Genomic DNA, 19661 nt, shown 5'->3' on the forward strand with positions numbered 1-19661 from the left:
TGCCGACCGCTTCCATGTCCCCCGAGTGGGCTGTTGCGTAGAATGAAACTATCATGAACCGTTCAGAAGCCCCTCACAACAAGTTGTTCGAACAAGGCGTTGCGCTATTCAATCGCGGCGATTACTTCGAAGCCCACGAAGTCTGGGAAGAACTGTGGCACGATCGCACGCTTCCCGAACGGCGCTTTATCCAAGGCCTCATCCAACTTGCGGTCGGGATGTACTGGCTGCGCCGCGGGAATCTGATCGGGGCACGGCGTTTGTTGCAACGCGCGGATGAGAACGTCGCCCCTTTCCGTCCTCGCTGTCTGGGTGTGACGATCGCCCCGTTGTTCGCGCAGGTGGCAGCGAACCATCGACACGTCGAAGCCGTCTTGCAAGAACATTACGGCTCACAGGCCGAAGCGTTCGATCGCACACGGCCGCTGGTACCATTGCCGGACCCGCCGAAAATCGTCCTGGACAACGGCCTGAAAGCCGGGATTTCGAAAGAAACTACTTCGTGAACTCCAACGTTTTCCATTCCTGATCACGCCACACTCGGGCAACGTGCTTTCCGGAACGTAGCCCGCCGACGATGGAAACGAAATCCCGAACTACAAACGTCATCTTGCCGTCGATCATCCACACGACGTCGCCCGTCCGAAAACCGAACGCCGCCAACGGGCTGTCGTCGGGGACTTCGATCAAGTACGTCCCCAGCCGATCGTGCATGCCCGTCGCCGTAACCTCGGCCTCGGTTTCGATCGTCTTCGCTTTCGCTCCAAGAACGCGGACCTGCGGTGCGGGTTGATACTCGTTCGACGCAGCGGCCTCGGGCAACCGGATCGGCGGCGCACCGGCTTCCGCCTTGAGACGCGGCACGGTGACTCCGAACCCGGTCATCGGAAAATTCTTGAAGCCGACATTCAAGGCGGGTGAATCGTCGGCCACCTGGAAATTGCCGTGCTCGGGATCTACAAACTTTGCATTCCCGTAAAGGCTGTGTGCGTCGTCCCAAGTTTCTTTCTGCAACCCGATCGCCGGTACGGTTTCGGTTGCGCCGGGATTGTGCACGAACGTGTAGTCCCGCGAACCGCCCCACAAAGCCGGGTTCGACGAATAGTACGCCTTTGGGCCCCACACGATGTTGTGCGCGAAGACGTCGTGGGTCGGCTTCGGATACGGCACGTTGCAGGTGAATCCACCCAAGATTACGTTGTTTGTAACAATACGGTAGTATCCTTCGCGTGTCTTCAAGCCTCCCCTCAGGCAAAGATTGTTGTAGATCTTGTAATTCGTACTGCCGTCGTCCAAGTCGATATCCCAACCGTGATCGCATTGCATGCGATTGTGCCGGATGATGATCGGTTCGCACGGATCCCACAACGGGCTATCGGGGTATCTTTCGATGTAGTAACTGATCAGAGGTTTTCCGTTCCGGTCTCTTTCCACGGGGCCGCTCAAATGCGCACGATGCCAAATTCGATCACGTCCCCAGCTATTGAAGGCCCCGTGATCATGGGTTTCCAAGACGGTTTCGAAGCAGTCGTTCCACTCGATCACATGACCGCCCCAGGCTCCCGTGCACACATTGATCGCCGCCCGCGGGGTATGGCTGATCGTGTTATGCCGAATCGTGATCCGACGAGCCATCGCCAAATTCACACCCGCGACCTGTTTTTCGAATCGTCCACAGCGTGTCATTAGGCATTCTTCGACAACGCAATCGGCCGGATATTCCTCGGTTTTCGGACCGGGTGTCGTGTCGATTTCGTCGAGCGGCGTGCTTGGTTGACTGTACCGAAAGGCGGGATTGCGCACCGCGGCGAACGATCCGACGAAATTGACATCCGAGGCTCCGTTGTCGCGGAATCGGCAGGCCGAAATCGTTACCCGTCGGTTGTAACCGTCGACGAACACAGCGTTGCCGCCCAGTTCTTCAAACCGGCAATCGCGGATGACGATATCTTCCGTACCTCGCAGATGCACGGCCCCACCGCGATAGATCGTCCAATCGCTGCGCAGGAGCGGCTCTTTCGTTTCCATGAACGTGCGAGCGGTGCCCGCAAATCGAATCCCCACGAACCGGAGATGCTTCACCGGCGTGGTCGTCTCGTACGTTCGGACGGTCATCACCTCGAGTCCGTTGCCGGGACCTTCGATGCGCATTTCGGCCACCGGTTGCTTCACCTCACCATACAACTCGACAAGATGCCGGACTTGGCGGACCGCTTCGACGCGAGCAGTCTTCAAGTCGATACCTTCGCTCGGCATGTAGTAAAGCACACCGTTCTTCGCGTCGTGGTACCATTCGCCCGGCGCGTCGAGTTCCTCGAACACATTCTCGATCATGCGATACCCTTGATGGGGCGACGAACATCGATTGTTCTGCCAACCACCTTCGTAGCGCAGAGAACCGTCGGGATTCTTTCCCAGCACGCGATAGTGCTGGCTGCCCCACAAACCGGAATGCATCCCGTGCATGAGCGCACCGTGGGGATCGGCCCATTCGCGGGCCTTTTCTTTATCCCAAGCATTCGGCGAACAACCGCCGTAGGGAACCGTCCCGGCTCGTTTTCCTCGTGTCGAAGGATCATTCCCGACGGGCACGAATCCCGCGCCGTAATTGGGATAGCGTGCCATGATCTGCCGTGCGCCGTTTACGAAGAGCTGATCGATCGATGCCTTACCGGGAACCTTCGTGCGCAAGATACCGCCCTTGTACGGTTCCCATTTTGGTGTGAGCAGCTCGGCGCCCGAAAGCACGACCTCGCCGTCGCCGGCCGCTCGCCAAACGACGGGACAGGCGTCGCTGCCCGAGTCTTCCGGCCCGAATCGCAGCGGAGCATCGAGGCGATAGGTTCCCGCATGCAGGATGACTTCGCACGGTTCTTTCCCGAGTTTGCCGCTTGCCCGCAATCGCTGTTGGGACGCCGTCGGCGTTGCCAAAGGGGCCGTCTCGGTACCCGGACTTTGATCGTTCCCGTCGACGGCAACATGGATTTGCCAAGCGTCCGCCGTCGCCGCCAACAACACCCACACGGAAAAACCGATTACAAGTCTGCTCAGCATCATCTTCACGATATCGCCTCTCTTCCGGTATCCGCCCGCCAAAGCGACCACGACGGTACGTTTTTCAGGCCGCGTCGCCCCAAAATTCCACAGGGAAAGACCGATCACCGGCGTATTGCAGTCGAGCTACTCGTCCGCCGCCTCGATCGTCAGTCGATAGTGTTTGTAGCCTCGGAACACGACGCACTCGACCGTGTTCGTTTTCTGCTGCACGATCGATTGCAAGTCGTCGATCGTCCGCACTTCGACGCCCGCGGCGCGAATGATCGTATCGCCGCTTTGTATCCCGGCACGTGCCGCCGCCGAGTCGGGATCGACGCTCACAACGAAGGCTCCGAACGCCTGTCCGCCCGAGGCATCGATATAATCGGGATACTCCGAGATCGTCACCAGCGTCATTCCGGCCCAACGAAGCGGCTCTCGCTTCGGCGCCGATTCCTCTTGCCCAACAGGCTCGGCCGTTTGTTCAGGAATCACCAGCTTGCCGGCAAGCAACGATGCCAACCAGCTTTGAAGTCTGACTTTTTCGACCTTGGTGAACACCGCTTTGTCGGGAAAGCCGACCGGGTTCCCCGACGCGTCGAACGTACATGCGAGAACCGTCGTCGTTTCCGTAATATGAAGCGGCTTCACGTAGCGCGGTGAATCGAACGTGGGAACGCTGCCGTCGAGCGTGTAGTGAACTTCACCGCCTCGTTCGTCGGGCCGAACCACGACCTCGAGGCCGTCCTCGAACTCGCAATCGCCGGGCACGATTCGCGTCATTTGATGCCCGAAATCATCCATCGAGAAGTTTCGGAACCCGAGCACGAGCGCGGGCGAATCGGAACGAACACGAAAATCTCGGCGCAAGGGGTCGAGAAACAACGGATCGGCAAACACATCATGCCGGCCTTGCTTTTGTTGCCATTCGGCCAGGCTGTGCGCGAACCGCCCCGCTGCAAAATCCTCGGCGTTCAGGTTCCACCACACGTTGTAGTCGAATGTTCCCCACACGGCCGGATCTTCAGGCATAATGACCGGCCCGAGAACGTCGGTGTACACGCGATTGTGGCCTTCAGTGGCCCCGGCGACGACCACGATGTTGCGTTCGAATACGTCTTCGCTGTTGTCGGCAGGCCACACGTGCAACCCGACCGGGACGGCGCTTACCATGATGTTGTTGCGCACCTTGCGGTAGTAGCCGTCTCGCAATTTCAACGTCGATCCCAGCATCAAATTGCACTCGATTTCGTAATTCGACGAGCCGTCGTCGAGATCGATGGTCCAGTTTCCGGCGCTTACCGCGGGCCGATAGTTGCCCACACGGTTGTGATACAGCCGGTTGGGTTTGATCGCGTCGAGGAGTACGAGACTCTTGTCGAGTTGTCGCCCCCGCCAAAAGCGTTCTCGGCCCCACGAGTTGAAGGGGCCATGCTCGCCGGTATCCAACACGGCATCGTAGATATCGCAATTCGAAACCACGTGGCCGCCCCACGTACCGTCGTTGATCGTGATACCGGCCCTCGCGATACGATAGATGCTGCAATGATCGACGGTGATATCCATCGCCATCGAAATGATGACTCCCGAAGTCTGCTTACCGTAGACGCCCACGTCCCGCAGGATGCAATTACGGACGCTACAATTCGCGGGGAAGTCGTCCGTCTTCGGACCGGGTGTGCGGTCGCGAATTTCGGGAACGGGTTTCTCCCAAGTTTGGTATTCTCGCACCGCCTTCGGATCGCCGACAAAACAGACCGCGCTGTCCCCCGTGTCTTCGACCAGGCAACCGACGATATGGACGTCGCGGTTGCGCCCGTCGATGAAGATTCCATTGCCGCCGACTTGTTCCACGTGACAATTCCGGACACTACAGTCGCGCGCATCGTGGAAGTAGATCGCTCCACCGCGATGGATCGCCCAGTCGCCGCGTGCTAGATCGGTATACGGATCCATGAAGGTAGTGCGTGTCTGCGTGAGGTGCAGCCCTTCGAAATGGACATGCGATGCACCGATCACTTCAATGAGCCACGCGACGAAAGCCGCCTCGACGACCGATTGCGATAGATCGACGTTCGCCGGCGGTTTGAAATACAACACTTGTTGCGAGTCGTCCAGAAACCACTCGAACGGCGCGTCGAGTTCTTCGAAGATATTCTCGACATAGAACGGCGAGCCGGGCGTTCCCGGACGCTTCACTCCGACGCCGTACCGGCGTTGCGCTTGCCAGCCGCCTTCCGCAAAATGGATCGTGTGCTGCTTCCAATCGACGTCGCGAATACGAAACTGAAAGTTTCCCCAATTGTTCACGTGAAAAGCGTGCACGATTCCCGTCTCGGGATGCTTCCACTTCCCCTCACGGCCGGCGAAGTCGGCCGGATTGAACTGGAGCATCTCCATCGACGCCTTGTTGACGGCATGCACGTACCCTCGCCCGGTTCGCAGCGGATTCTGATAGTCCCAGTTCGGAAAGCGAGCCCGTACCATCCGCTTGTCGTTCATGAAAAGCTGATTGATTCGGCGTCCCGCCAAAGGCGTTCCGGCGAGTGATTGCCGATAGATTCCCTTTTCCCAAGGCCGCCACGCCTTGGGATCGAGCGGCAAACTTCCCTTGAGCACGACTTGTTCGCCGGGCACAGCCCGATAGACGATCGGAGCGTCCTCGGAACCGGAGTCCGCGGTTTCCACACGAAACGGTTTCGTGAAATGATATGTACCCTCGTGAATCCAGACGGTGACCGGCTCGCGTCCATTCCATTCCCGAGCACGAATCGCTCGCCGGGCCCCGTCGAGAGTCGCCAGCGGCGCCGATGCCGTCCCCGGATTCGTATCGTTTCCACTTGGACTTACGTGAAGCTCGGCAGCGTAGACGCCCGCACACGCGGTCGAGGCAATCAGAAACGCGCAGACGATCTTCGAAAACCCATTCATGGCACTGTTCCGGATGTCATGGGGGGGACAATGGGTACACAACGCGGCGGCGTTAAAATGCGGCCGATCGTTCATGGAGAATTTACTATACCATCCCACAAAAAAGGGGCAGGACTCCCGCTCCGCACGGCGCCGCCTGATTGCATACAATCATCAATGCCGCGACAAAACAATCCGATTCCCCTTCACAGAAACCGACGGGCATCCATCACACTCGCTCGTCTCATTCGACAAAGCGAGGCAACAGAACTGAAACCGCAAACGCTCATTTGTTTTTCCTGCAAACAAAGCAACACGGCAAGCATCGCGCAACAGCGTTCTTCATCCCGCAAAGGCGACACCGTTACTTGCCGACTTCCGAGACGTCGACAGTGCGAACCTGGAGGTTTTCGAACGCCTTCGAATCGCGGAATGCCCCCAACCGGGTGTCTTTGCTCGAACTCCAAATCGGGCTGATCGAGCCGTCGGCATGGCGAATGCGAATGTTGTCGAGATATACCGTGTACGTGCCGGGCGTCCCGCCGGAAAACACGACACCGTGTTTTCCCAGCGGCCCCGGTGCCGTGCTGGACAGGCCGACGATGCGGTGCTCCCACACGGTGCCCGGCGCGGCGATGCCCGGCCCTTTACTCTGATCTCTGCCGAATTGATCGACTGCGGTGCCGGGCCGAAAGAACGGCAAATATCCTTTCTGATTGTTGCCCTGCATCGTCGAAAAATAGGGATACCGCCGCGGAACGTCGCCCCCGAAGGCAATATCGAATTCGATCCAATCGGTGGCGTATTGCGTGCCGCTCCAGTTTGCCACGGGAATGACTGCCCGATCGGCCGGACGCGAATCGTCGGTCACCGTCAGCGTCACGGCGAGAACTTCCCCCTCGGGCGCGGGCGGTGCGTGATACCTAACCGGCGCCGGACGGTGGCTGAGCGCCACCCCGATCGACTCGGCCCAGGCGTCCATCTTCGCCTCCAACTCGCGGACCACATCGGGAAAGCGATCGGCAACGTCGGTAGATTCGGCCTCGTCGTCGACGATGTCGTACAATTCGTAGTGATCGGCGAAACGATGGAGTTTCCAACGAGCGGTCCGAATCGCATCCTCGTCGCGCCACACGAAGTAGTAGCTTTCGACAGGGCTGGGCCCCCCGTCGCGAAGTGCAGGCCAAACGTTCTTTCCATCCAAGGGCCGCGTGGGCGGAAGCCGACATTCCGTCATTGCCATGAGCGTAGGTAACATATCGAGCGATCCGCACAAGCCGTCCCATTTGCGTCCGCCGACAAGCCCGCCCGCGGGCCAATGGAAAACCGTCGGCAGCCGCACTCCGCCATCGTAAATCGTGTGCTTGTGCCCGCGCAACGGCAGACTGCTACCGGCTTCCATCGCACCGTTGTCGCTGGTAAAGACGAGAATCGTGTTTTCTATCAATCCGAGTCTTTCCAATTCGGCCACAATCTTCGCAACGTTGTCGTCCATCGAGCGCAACATCGCTGCGTGGCTGCGTTTTTCTTCGGCCGATACGTTTTCACCTGCCGCGGGTAATGTCTCGGCCAACGCCGGATCGATTCGAGCCAAGTCGCCTCCTTTTGCTTGCAAAGGAGCGTGTGCGATGTGAAACGGAATGTAACAAAAGAACGGACGGTCTCGATTCTCTCGGATGAACTCGATCGCATACTGCGTCACGAGATCGTCGGTGTAGCCTTTGTCGTCGGGGCGGTACTCGCGATTGTGCCACCACGAAACGGGACCGGTACCCTTGACGGTGCGACGATTGAAATAGTCGGCCCCGCCGCCGTAATACACCCAAGCTTCGTCGAATCCGTGAACGTTCACGCCGTACCCACCTTGAAAGGTCTTGTTCGGCATGTGCTTGAATGCCTCGGCGAAAGCCGCTCGGAACTCCGGTGTGTCGGGATCGGTACCGTTGTGCCACTTGCCGAAGATCCCGGTCCGATAGCCGTTCGCCCGAAAGGCCTCGGCGATGGTCGTTTCAGCGGGATCCAATTCGCCCCCGGTTTCCGGAGCCGTACCGACACGTATGGGATGTCTACCCGTCAGCAACATGGCACGTGTCGGAGAACAAACACACCACCCCATGAACTGCGTCAACTCGACTCCGCGAGCAAAGAGGCGATCGATGTTCGGTGTGGGAACCTTGCCGCCGTGGACGCTCAGATCACCCCATCCGACGTCGTCCGAAAGAATGTAGAGCACGTTCGGCTTTTCGCCGGCACTCGACAGATCACCGAGGACAAGTCCCCAAAGTCCTAACGACAGCCCCCAAAAGAAACCGAAGCGGAACGGGAAGCGGCTACCCATGAGCAAAACCTTTCTCGCAGAGATGCACGTACGCTGAACTCGCGCACAACCGCCGCTTTCCGTCCACTACATGGTAGTTCCGCGTGCGCATTCCCGAAAGTCAGCCCCCATAAAACACCTCATGACGACTTTCAATCCGACTCCGTTTCTTCGGAGCCTTGGCGAACGACCGTCAATGCGGAGGCCAACAGACCGCTCGGAACGGCAACTACACCAATCCCGAGCACAACGAGTACGCTGGTGAATATTCTGCCCCCAACCGTCACAGGGTAACAATCTCCATACCCGACCGTTGTCAATGTGACGATTGCCCACCACAAACAGTGAAAAATCGATCCAAACGATTCCGGCTGTGTTTCGCCTTCGAAATAGTAAATTCCTGCCGCCGCAACGTAGAGGACAAATCCACTCACAATCAGGTACACACAAAGCTCATGGCGAATCAACCAAAAAGCGCGTGCGAATCGTTCCAGCGCCCGCGTATATCGAACGAGCTTGAAGACACGAAAAAGCCGCATCATTCGAAATATGCGAAGGACTCGCAAATCCATGCCGGCAGCTACGTAAAACGGCAGAATGGCCGCCAAGTCGATCAACCCGAAAAAGCTGAACACGAATCGAATCTTGCTGTCGGCGACCCACAACCGGACTACGTACTCGACCGTAAATGCAACGACAGTAGCGAGTTCACACCAGTAGAGCACTCGCTGGGCCGTTATCGACAACCCCGGTAGTGTCTCGACGGCAAAACTCACCAGTGAGAAAGCAATCATCGTCTGGATCGCAAGATCAAACACCTTGCCGCCGACCGTGGTCGATTCTTCGACAATCGCTTTCAACGTCGCCCTCATGAGCAAAGCTCCCTCTATCACAAGTCGATGAGACGGATAAGCTACTGCCGCCGCCCCCAAAATACCAAACGGCAGGCCCGTTTGGGACCTGCCGTTTGCGAAAGGGGGATAGGAGCTTTCTCACCTCCGATCGACGGTCGAAGGCGATCGTGCCGTGCGTCCGCAGGACATCATTGTGCGAACGCGAAGATCGTCAATCGCGGGGAACGAAAATTACTTCCCACAAATTGACGGGCTTCCAGGTTGCCGGGTCGGCCGGACGAACCGTCACCTTGTACTGCCCGGGTTTCGGGATTTCGACCACTCCGAGATCATACGTGCGGGCATCGTCGAAGCTGCGGCGTCCCTGCACGGTACCGGTAACCTGCGAGTTTGCCACCTCGACGGTCAGTTTGCTCGATTCCATCGAGGCGGTCGTCACTCGAACCTGATACTTACCCGCCACCGGGAAGTTCACGATCCAGTAGGCCTTGTCTTGCGGATCGTCCCAGTAACCGATGTTCGGCAGGCCGCCGCGCTGCTCGAGTCGAATGGAACGACCTTCAAGCTTCGCCTTGTCGGCGGTCACTTCCGTCGCACCGACCGCCGATACCATCGCATCGGGATGCAAACGGTACTTGAAGCCGCTGATTTTGAACGCGTAAGCGTACTTGCACGGGCGTTGTTCGGGCGAAAGCTCGGGAATCGCCAAAGCCAATTTCTTGTCGGCCGTCACCTCGAAGGCGATGGGCTTGTCGTAGCCGAGCAACTCGACCTTCGCATCGGCGGGCACCTCGTCGACCTCGACCGACTGGAGCACCAACGGCGATGCATCCGGCCAATCCAGCGCAATCGCGTACAACGTGTTGCCACGGGTCGTGTAACGAACGTCACGCCCCGTATAGCGGACGGAACCGACGAACGCGCCGCCCTTGGCCATCTTCGTCGGCCCTTCGCCGTAAACCAGCCACGGACGCGTTTCGTAGATCGCCTCACCGTTGACTTTCAACCACTCACCGAGTCCCAACAACACCTGTTTCTGATTGTCGGGAATCGTCCCGTCGGCCTTCGGCGAAATGTTCAACAACAGGCAACCGTTCTTGCTGACGATGTCGATCAATACCTGCAAAACTTCCTGGGTGTCCTTGATTTGCAGGTCTTGCGTATAGCACCAACTCCCCTTGCTGATCGTGTCGTCGGTGAGCCAGCAATACTCGGTCAGGTGGTCCAACCGCCCCTTTTCGAAATCTTCCAAGGCGGTCGTCCGCGGAAGGTCACGCTGCTTGAACGTTACGACGACCTCGCGTCCCCATTGGTGCGCCCGGTTGAAGTAGTAGGCCAGGAACGCCTTGCGGTAGTCCTCGGGGATCTCGTCCAACCATGAGTCGAACCAGATCAGGTCGGGCTGATAGTTGTCGATGACCTCGGTCAACTTGATCAGCCACATCTTGAGAAACTGTTCTCGCGGCATGTAGCCGTAGAGAATCGCGTTCTCCGGATCTTCCAGCAAGCTCGGGAAGTCTTTCTTGATGTACTCGTAGTGGCCGGTCCACTGGCCCGGCGATTTTTCCCACAAATTGTTTCGGGCATGGTGGAAGGTGGCCACGAATTTCATGCCGCGGGCGCGAATGGCCTTTTCGAGTTCGCCCACGATGTCGCGCTTGGGCCCTTTGTCCTTTGCGTTCCACGGCGTGACCTTGCTCGCCCACATCGAAAAACCGTCGTGGTGCTCGGCAACCGGACCGGCAAATCGGGCCCCGGCCTTCTTGAACAATTCGGCCCACTCATCGGCATCGAAGTTCTCAGCCTTGAACATGGGCACGAAGTCGGCATACTCGAATTCGGTCGGATCGCCGTATGTCTCGACGTGGTGCTTGTATTCCGGGCGCGTCTTGATGTGCATGTTCCGGGGATACCACTCACTCCCGAATGCCGGCACACTGTAGACGCCCCAATGGAAGTAGATTCCGAACTTCGCGTCGCGGAACCAATCCGGCGCTTCGTTCACCTTGGACAGCGAGTCCCAATCGGTCGTGTAGGGCCCTTCGGGAATCGGAGGAACCTTCAGTTCCTCGGCCCAAAGCCGTGATCCCGCACACGCCGTCAACACGGCTAGGATCAGCATGGGAATCCAGAAACGTCTCCGCATCGATGTGTCTCCTCTACGAAAGCTGACAAAATACGATATTCCGGACTCCTCTCCGGTACGCTTGTCGTCGATACACGATCCCAGTATGCCCCCGCAAATTTCGGACCGCAAACCAATTCATTCCATATCGCCGATTTCGACGCAAACACAAACGATTGCCAATCCGATTGCGTCATCCCCGTGATCGAGGATCAATGACAAAAGGCGCCCGACCGTTTTGGCGAACACGGCACTCTCTCGGTAGAATAGCGCTCGCAAGGGCGGCAATCGCGGTAAACCGAGGGGTCAGATCGTGTTCGAATTCTATTGCCCAAACGATCACTTATTGGAAGCAGAGCCCCACGAGTCGGGTACTCGAGCCCGCTGCCCCATCTGCGACGTGGAATTCGTCATTCCATCGCCGCCAGATGCTCCCGCGCCCGAGGCCGCGGCGTCCGATGTCGCGTCCTCCCCCTCCGTCACTCCGGAATCCCCTTCCGAACCACACAGCAACGCTTGGAGCGACGAACCGCCCACGGTTCGGACCGAAACCCCGGTGGTGCATGATCCGACCACATCCTCGAGCGAGGAGCTGTTGCACGTACGTTGTCCGCAGGGCCACCTGTTGGAAACACCGCGAGACATGCTGGGCCAAGACGCCATGTGCCCTCACTGCGGTGCCGTGCTTCGCCTTCGATACGAAGCCACCGAAGAATACCGAGCCAAACGGCGCGAAGAAATCGAGCGCCGCGAACGTCGGCGCGCGCAGATGTGGCTGCAATGGGCGATCTTCGCTGCCGTGTTCGTCGTCGGCGGCGTGCTTACCTTGATCGTTCTCGCATTCGCTCGCGGACGCTAAGCCTAAACCGAAGTTTGTCTACGGCAGGCGTTTCCACGCGAGGACGAGCCAACCGTCGTCCGCACGGCACGTCGTCAACTGTACTTTGCCGACCTTGGCCAATTCACCCGGCAATTCGGCCGGCTCGGCAACCGTCGATTCAGGGAACAGTTTCTCGAACCGCCGTTGAAGCATTCGGCGGATCATCTGCTGTCGGACGGACAACCGGGCCCCGCTTTCGGGATCGAATCCCGGCGGGAATACGGCCACATCGCCTTCGCGCACCAAGCGGATCGTGCCGTCACCATCCTCGATGCGGTACGTCACCGAAACGTTCATCCCGGGATAGCGGCTGCCCTCCCTTTCGTACTCGCGACCGCGAAAATGAACGGTCACCCGCCCCTCATCAAATTGAACGGCCACCGGCAATCGCTGCGAGAAGAAGATCGTCCACGGCGATTCGCCCTCCTCAGGCTTCAGTTCGTCCGGCACTTCGCCCAGCAAATCTGCCAAGCGCTCTTGCAATTTCGCCTCGTCGACGATCGTTCCCGCAAGCGCCACTCCCGCATAATTGTTGATGAACGTCTGATGCACGCGAACGACGAGGTCGCCGTCCTCGACCGGAGGGGCGTCGTTCCATGCGGCCGGATGATTCTGAATCGCCCCGACAACCTCCACGTACAGGGCATCGTCGCTCGTGCGAAAATCGCACCGGTTCGGGAACCATCCACGACTGAACAGCGGCTCGCGGAATTTCGATTCAAAGTTCGTCTGAGGCTTCGCGAGTTGTGCTTCGGCCTGTTCGTCAATCTGACGATTCAGTCGATATTCGGCCCGGCGTGCCGAAATGTACTCGGCTTGCGGCTTCTGTTTCGTCGCCCGCTTCCAGGCGATGCGTTGCGCCAATTGATGGTTGCACCGCATCCGAATGTCGTAAATATCGGTCGAAGTGGTCGCCTCGGTCACGGTAGGGGCAATCTCGATCCCCTCGGCGGTAACGCGAACGGCTTTTCGGGAAACGAACGGCGACACGGCCCTCGAGTAAATCGTGGCGGGACCGTTGTATCCGATCGTATCGGCGTCGACTTGCCCGCGAACGAGTAAATTCACGACCGCGGCATCCGAGCAAGGCACCAGCTCGATCGTTCGCGTTCCGGTGACATGCCCGGTACCGTGCACATCTGTTCCCAAGATCAGCTCGTGCACCGGCTGCACCGTATCGACCGGCTCGGTTGCGGCCGCCGCCAAGATCTCCTCGTCGATTTGTATCAGCAAATTGGGCTGCGAAAATCGTTCGGCAACGGCATGCACCAATGGTTCCGCTGCGGGAAACAGCGCAAGCCAATTGACCAAGGCAACGAGATCCGCCTCCGTATCGACGGAAGGCTTTGCCGCGTAGTCGATCGCCAATTGCGACACGCGACGCACCACCGCGGCAAACTGCCGATCGCCATTGGCAGCCTCCGCCATTTGCCGCAACGTCTTCAAACGGAAGATTGCGTCGGCGACATCGGCAAAACAGCGAATCTTCAGCCCCTCATAACCGGCCGTTAGTCGAGCGTAGGCAGTATCGAGCGTACCGGCATCGGCTTCGCCGGAAGCTATCTTCTCGAAGTCGCTCCATCTCAGGTATCGTCGCCAGGCGTCACCGCCGGGATCCTTCTCTAACCGCTCATCCAATCGAGCAATTGCCTCTGTTAAGACGGCTCGCGCTCGATGCAACTCCTCTTCGGTGGGAGGCGCATACGCCTGAACGACCTGGTCGGCCAAAGCCGCCCACTTGATCGCCCCCTGCGCAACCGGCCCGCTGATGTTGACTGGGGGAGCTTCCGCTCGTGCCGTGCACGCGAACACAACCGAGACGACAAGCACAACGGCGCCTGCGGGCATCAGCCCCCACATCGTCCCCCTCCCCCTGCCGGGTGAACTATTCATGACACACTCCCTTGAGATTGAGCTGACTCCGTAACCCAACATCGGCCAACGCAATTCCTCTACTCTTCCCGGTTTCTCTTTCCCGCGAATTTCGGGGATGGTTCTCGGCTCATCTGTGCCGATTCGGCAAACGACGCAACCCTCCAGAAAGGCATGGGAAGCGGCAAAAAGCCCCCAAACATTCCAGCCGACGCCGACTGTAAAAATAACGCAACCCTTTGATTTTTCCAAGCGTTTTGGGTAGAAGGGAAAGATCGGGGTGCCGGCAGGAAAGTCTTGCGACAGTCTCCGGCATACCCAAGGTCGCGGAATTCTCGGCAACAGTGCCGGCGCAAGGTCGCGAGTCTCACGGCAACTGAGACTCGATATCAAGGCGTTGTTTGGAGCTTCCTCCAAACGGCCGGTCGCGTCTGCCTGGAACGTTGTCGACGAGCACGGATGCGCCCCCGGCGGAAACCGGCGGCGTCAAGGTCGTGTTGTCCCGGCTCGCCAGACGATTCCGGGCGTCTTTGCCAGGGCGCTGCTCAGCATTCGCCGCTGCGATGCTTGATCGGAACTCGATCGCGAGCGCGATGAAGCCTTCAGGCTCGCTCGTCACAAGGCGGCAGACGCCCGAACACCTTTGCGATGTTGACGGACCGACCTTCGGTCCGCTTTCCGGTTTCGACTATCGAAAAACGGCCCCGTGAAGCCGTTTTTGCATACGTACGTCAACGCACGGAACAACACAAGAGAGGTACCCCCCAAATGTCGCACAACCATTCAGGCGATGTCTTTCGGTGTGGTCGCGTTTCGACCGCGATCCGCTTCTACGTTTTGGTCACCGGGTTGACTATCGCCTTAGGCACTGCTTTACCGACCGGAAGTTCGAGTTTCGGGCTCGAACCTACTGCAACGGGAGCCCGCGATTGGTTTACCGATTACACGACGGCCTACAAAGCGGCAGACGCCGACAATCGCCTTCTGATCGTTGCGTTCTACGACGCCGACGACTCGTGGTGCGAAGAGGCTCGCGCGCGGCTCGTATCGTTGCCCGAGGCGCGTACATTTGCCGAAACGGCCGTGTGGGCAAAAGTTCCTCTTTCGACCCGGGTGAAATCGAACGGCACACTCCATCGAGTGCTCGAATACCGGGCCTTCCTCGATTTGCACGAGGCTCCCGGCTGGGCGGTGATCGATCTGCGCAGCGACGGATCCGATAAAGGTACGGTATTGCGCTGCATTGCGAACCCGACCGAAGAACCGATGACCGCCGTCCATCTTGCCGCGCTGGCCGACGTGGAACTCCCCGTCGTTCCCGCAGGTTGGTTCGTTCCGGCCGAGGAAGAGCTGCGTCGATTGCCCCTTCCATGGTTGACCGACTACGCCGACGCGGTCTGCCGCGCCAAGGCCGAAAGGCGAATGCTGCTCATCTATTTCTACGCAGACGAAGGCGAACAAGCCGAATGGTGTCGCCGATTCGAGGACGACATCCTTTCGCTGGGCGACATCCGCAAACGCATGCAGTCCTACGTTCTCGCCAAGCTGCCGATGGACGCCGTAATGCACGACGAATCTTCTGTCGACGAGAACGAAAACCAGAAAGGCGATGCACGCGAAATCGTTATTCTGGACCACCCGTCTTTCGCCGAGATGCTCCATCTGCCGGGATTGGCGATCGTCGACTACGCCTCGGAAGGTGAAAAGTACTACGGAACGGTCGTAAGCGTGTTTCCCTTCCAAGATGGACACGTATATACGCACAAAGAGATGAACGTCATCTTGAACCTGCCGCCGGCCACGCTGACGCAGCGAACGATGATCTATGCGGTTCGCGTGCATCCCGAGCATCCTGCGAGTGCCGACGGCAAGCTCGACCGGTATTTGCTTTCCGAGGCCGAGAAACACTCGCTTTATCAGGCCCGCATTCGCTTGCAAGGACACCACAATTGGGAGCAGCGATTCCACCGCATCAGCGAACACATCCCGCCGGGCACCTTGGCCAGCGAGGTATGCGCGGAAAGCTGGCCCGGACAACATCTACTCGAGTCGGCCATCGAATGCGTACGGTGCTGGCGGCTGTCGCCGGGCCATTGGCATGCCGTCAGTTCGCCGCAGCGGGTCTTCGGTTACGACATCAAACGAGGCTCGAATGGTGTGTGGTACGCGACCGGTATCTTCGGCGGATACTACAATCACTGACCGGAACGAAAATCCGTCGCTTGTAAACAACGGTCGCCGGAAATCCGGCGGCCGTTTTCGTGTACCAACCGTCACAAGCCGCGGCGCGTTATTCGAGCCCCTCGGAGCCGGCAACGGGAATCACCGCGCCGTCGAACTCTCCCAACCGACGGCGAGGCAGAAAGCGGGGTTCCACCGCAAAGTTGAAGCCCACGCTGTCGCGACTTGCATCGACGGTGACACCGGCAGTCACCAGGAACGATTCCCCGATTCGCGTTATCGAGAAGTTCTGCCCGATGTTGTTCGCCTCACCGAGATCGATCGACATGCCGAGCGTCGACAGCCACTTTTCGCTCATGCGGTACGAATACGCACCCGACAAAATCGTGCTGTGAATCGGTCCGTCGAGGAATCGCAACCCCAGATACAGGTTTCCCCGGGGCGGGCGACTGAGAAATCCGCCGATCGTCCAAAGACGCTGTCCCGAATCGAAAAAGTCGAATAGCCCGTACGACGTGATCGTCAGCCGGTCGCCGGGATGCCATCGGAAATCGTAATCCAACAAGCCGACAAAGCGTCCGAAGTTATCGCGGGAAGACTCGGGATAGAAATTGACGTGGGTATCCAGCGTCACCCAATCGACGATCCGTTCCTGTCCCGGCATGCCGCGTTTGGTTTGCCAGCGTTGTCGAGCTCCCAATCGCAGCAGCATGAGATCGTCGGCAATTTCCAACCCCGGGGCTGTCACCCACCCCGCCATGCCGGATCTCAACGCGTACGAACGTTCATCGAAGCGATACGGTATGGGTGGGCCGCCGAAGCCCGTACCGGGCCCATAGGACAAAACCGAAAACCGCCGTCGGAACGCCTCGATCGAGTTGTCATCCAAGGAATCGTACAGGGGCAAATCGGTCATCTCGGCGCTGGAATCGGCCCAGAAGAATTCCGACTCGAAGTTGACCTTGTGGGCCAGACCGTTGAGATTCCACAATTCGCTGGCCACATACGGATTGACGGACCACACCGGCAACGACGCCCGGATTCCCAGTTGACCATACGCCCGCTGAAAATCTTCGCCGTAACGGTCTTCGCCCCAGTGCCCCAGTTCTCCCAGAGCATAAGGCACGATCTTGACCGGTCCGAGCAAGAAAGGCCAATCCAGCTCTTGCCGAGTGACGACGCGTTCCCCCGCCGTCGACAGCGGATCGCCCGTCAGGGCCGAGGTTTCCCACGGCAGGTACGAAAAGGCGTTCTCGGTTCCCGGATCGTCGGGCGTGCCGGCGGTTCGCAATCGCGCGTATCCCACGCTGGTATGTTCATACCAGGTGAAGGTATCGCGTAACAGCGGTTGCCCCAGCCAGTAGTGATCGAACCGCGGCAACCAGTCGGTTTCGGTCACGAAGTAGTTCGTTCGGTAGTCGATCGACAACGACCACGCCATGTTGTCGATCGTTTTCTTCAGCTCGACGCCGGTCGATTGGTCTTTCTGCTCTTCCCACTCCGACTCGAAGTACTGCTCGAGAAAGTTGTAATCGCTGACCAGCCCGACCTCGGCCGTCAGTTGATAGTCGCGCGGCAAGTATTGGCGATGCTGCCACAGCAGGCGGTATCGATAGTCTTTTTCGGGAGCGATCGCCCGCCGATCACGCCCCAGGTCGTCGTCGCCGTGATCCGAAATCGCCCAGAAATCGAGCAATCCAGCGGCAAATCCGGGAATCCCGAAAAACCGGTCGCGGCTGTACGTGAACGTACTGCCGTACCCGAAACCTCGCTCGCTCATGTAGTCGAGGGAAAGATCCCAATCGGTGCCTTCAGGCTTATTGCGAATGCCCAGCAACTGGTACACGTCCCAATTCGTGAGCACCTGCGTCCCGTAAATGTTGTCGTTTTTCATTTGAAAGCGGCGCAGGTAGTACGACGGTTCGGTCAAATCGGTCGCCAACACCGGCCACCAAAAGACGGGCAAGTCGCCGAGGTAAACCACATTGTCGCGACTGACGGCCCAATGACGATGTTCGATGATCGGTTCACCCGTTTCCGCATCCACGCGGGGAATACCCGTCAACGGATCGATCGCCGGTTGCTGCACGTCCTCGACATAAGCTGCGCGGCTTTCCAACCGGAAACCGGGCTTACCCATGCGGCTGGATGTGATGAACACGTTTTCGCCGAAAAACCGATGTTGATCGAGCTGGCGAAGCACGCTCGCCCGTAATCGAAGCATTCCCTCGTAATTCGGGACGGGCGTAAGCATCTCGGCATTGAGTACGATGCCGACGTTCCGCGTGACGTCATAGTACATGCGATCGGCGTAAATCACGCGTTCGCCCTGGCGGAAGACGATGTTGCCTTCCATGTAGATTTCCAACGGCACATTTCCGTCGATTTCGCGGTTGCCCGTCAAATCGGGCTCTTCCTCCGCCTTCGTCCAAATCACCAATCGATCGGTAGAGACGTCGATCGCTCCCACGTAATCGAGGCCGTCTACCACGAGGTTCACCCCCGCGTCGATCACGGCGATCCACTCGTTCGTTTGCGGATTGGGAAACCATTTCGCCTGAACGGGCACCTCGCTACGAGGAAAGACGCGAATGCGCCGGGTTCCGCTCGCCTGCGCGGGGGCCCCCAACCAACCTTCGGTCATCGACGAATCGGAATCGACGAGATATTGTGTCCGCCGCACGGCGTTGTCGAATTCCGCGTTCTTGCGGGCAGTCGCCCGGACAAAGACCGGCGGCATGGGGTTCGGCTCCCCGGCCGTCTGCTCCACGTCGACGAACACCCGTGCGTGTGTATCGAATCGACCGTACCACGTGCGATCATGCAGCTCGGCCCGTGGATGCCGACCACCGCTTTGCGCCGCGAAGTCCCCTTCGAAATAAGCCAACAGATGCGCCCCATTCGAGGACGATGCATGCGAGCTTCCCGAATCGGCAGACGGCGGCCCGGCCTGCCCCGCATCGCCCCGCAAGTTCCCCGCCGAATCCGACACAAAGAAATCGCGGTCGTCGTCCAGTCGGTCGATCCAAACGACGGCCTCATTTGCACGGTACACAATGTCGTCTTGTTTCAGTTCGACCCGGCCGCGAAGAATCCAGACGTCATATTCCCCCAGACGCCAATGGTTTCCTGCTTCGGCCGAAAGATAGATCGGCGAAGCGGGGTCCGGTTTGGGCAACGGCGATTCCTGCGCCCCGGCTACCCGTGTCGCCCAAACAACCACGAGAAGCGCCGCTGCAATCGAAAATCGGTACCCGATACCCGCACAATGAGCGCGCACACCCGATGCCGAAGCCCGTGCTCGGCTCGGTCGATCGCCGCCAGCCGGATTGTCTTGCGGGATGATAGACAAGATCGTGCGGCTCAGTTCGCGTCCGTGCTATTGTTCGCGGCTCCCGAGAACACTTGCCTGCGTCGAGAAAACTCCTCCTGGTACTGCGTCCGGCGATGTCTTCGACGAGCCCGGGGAGTTCGGGAAACCGCGTT

The 19661-nt window shown here is 58.8% G+C and carries 10 protein-coding genes; 3 read left to right on the forward strand and 7 right to left on the reverse strand.

What is annotated here, in order from left to right; translation table 11 throughout:
- Nucleotides 1-53 precede the first annotated feature (53 nt).
- Nucleotides 54-506, forward strand: a complete 453-nt coding sequence (locus tag ACYQ2I_RS13460) for a DUF309 domain-containing protein (protein WP_460167536.1) — start codon at nt 54-56, stop codon at nt 504-506.
- On the opposite strand, the gene ACYQ2I_RS13465 is transcribed toward ACYQ2I_RS13460, so the two are convergent.
- From ACYQ2I_RS13465 to ACYQ2I_RS13485, 5 genes are all read right to left on the reverse strand, one after another.
- The gene (locus ACYQ2I_RS13465) at nt 496-3057 is read right to left on the reverse strand and encodes a right-handed parallel beta-helix repeat-containing protein (protein WP_460167537.1); all 2562 of its coding nucleotides are present in this window, start codon (nt 3055-3057) and stop codon (nt 496-498) included. The two genes, ACYQ2I_RS13460 and ACYQ2I_RS13465, sit on opposite strands and share 11 nt — an antisense overlap.
- A 123-nt stretch (nt 3058-3180) precedes the next feature.
- Nucleotides 3181-5967, reverse strand: a complete 2787-nt coding sequence (locus ACYQ2I_RS13470) for a chitobiase/beta-hexosaminidase C-terminal domain-containing protein (RefSeq protein ID WP_460167538.1) — start codon at nt 5965-5967, stop codon at nt 3181-3183.
- 343 nt (nt 5968-6310) lie between these two features.
- Nucleotides 6311-8284: a sulfatase-like hydrolase/transferase gene (locus tag ACYQ2I_RS13475; protein WP_460167539.1), complete on the reverse strand. Its 1974-nt coding sequence runs from the start codon at nt 8282-8284 to the stop codon at nt 6311-6313.
- A gap of 131 nt (nt 8285-8415) precedes the next feature.
- Entirely contained in the window at nt 8416-9135 is a 720-nt protein-coding gene (locus ACYQ2I_RS13480) for an ion transporter (protein ID WP_460167540.1), read from the reverse strand.
- A gap of 193 nt (nt 9136-9328) precedes the next feature.
- The gene (locus ACYQ2I_RS13485) at nt 9329-11263 is read right to left on the reverse strand and encodes an alpha-L-fucosidase (protein ID WP_460167541.1); all 1935 of its coding nucleotides are present in this window, start codon (nt 11261-11263) and stop codon (nt 9329-9331) included.
- A 292-nt stretch (nt 11264-11555) separates the two neighbouring features.
- On the opposite strand from ACYQ2I_RS13485, the gene ACYQ2I_RS13490 reads away from it, so the two are divergent.
- The gene (locus ACYQ2I_RS13490; RefSeq protein WP_460167542.1) at nt 11556-12101 is read left to right on the forward strand and encodes a hypothetical protein; all 546 of its coding nucleotides are present in this window, start codon (nt 11556-11558) and stop codon (nt 12099-12101) included.
- Nucleotides 12102-12119: 18 nt separating this feature from the next.
- Here ACYQ2I_RS13490 and ACYQ2I_RS13495 read toward each other — a convergent pair whose 3' ends face one another.
- Nucleotides 12120-14015, reverse strand: coding sequence for a hypothetical protein (locus tag ACYQ2I_RS13495; protein ID WP_460167543.1), 1896 nt, complete (start codon nt 14013-14015; stop codon nt 12120-12122).
- A 747-nt stretch (nt 14016-14762) separates the two neighbouring features.
- On the opposite strand from ACYQ2I_RS13495, the gene ACYQ2I_RS13500 reads away from it, so the two are divergent.
- Nucleotides 14763-16196: a CAP domain-containing protein gene (locus ACYQ2I_RS13500; RefSeq protein WP_460167544.1), complete on the forward strand. Its 1434-nt coding sequence runs from the start codon at nt 14763-14765 to the stop codon at nt 16194-16196.
- 88 nt (nt 16197-16284) lie between these two features.
- On the opposite strand, the gene ACYQ2I_RS13505 is transcribed toward ACYQ2I_RS13500, so the two are convergent.
- The gene (locus tag ACYQ2I_RS13505; RefSeq protein WP_460167545.1) at nt 16285-19353 is read right to left on the reverse strand and encodes an LPS-assembly protein LptD; all 3069 of its coding nucleotides are present in this window, start codon (nt 19351-19353) and stop codon (nt 16285-16287) included.
- Nucleotides 19354-19661 lie beyond the last annotated feature (308 nt).

This window comes from Thermostilla marina (assembly GCF_054657455.1).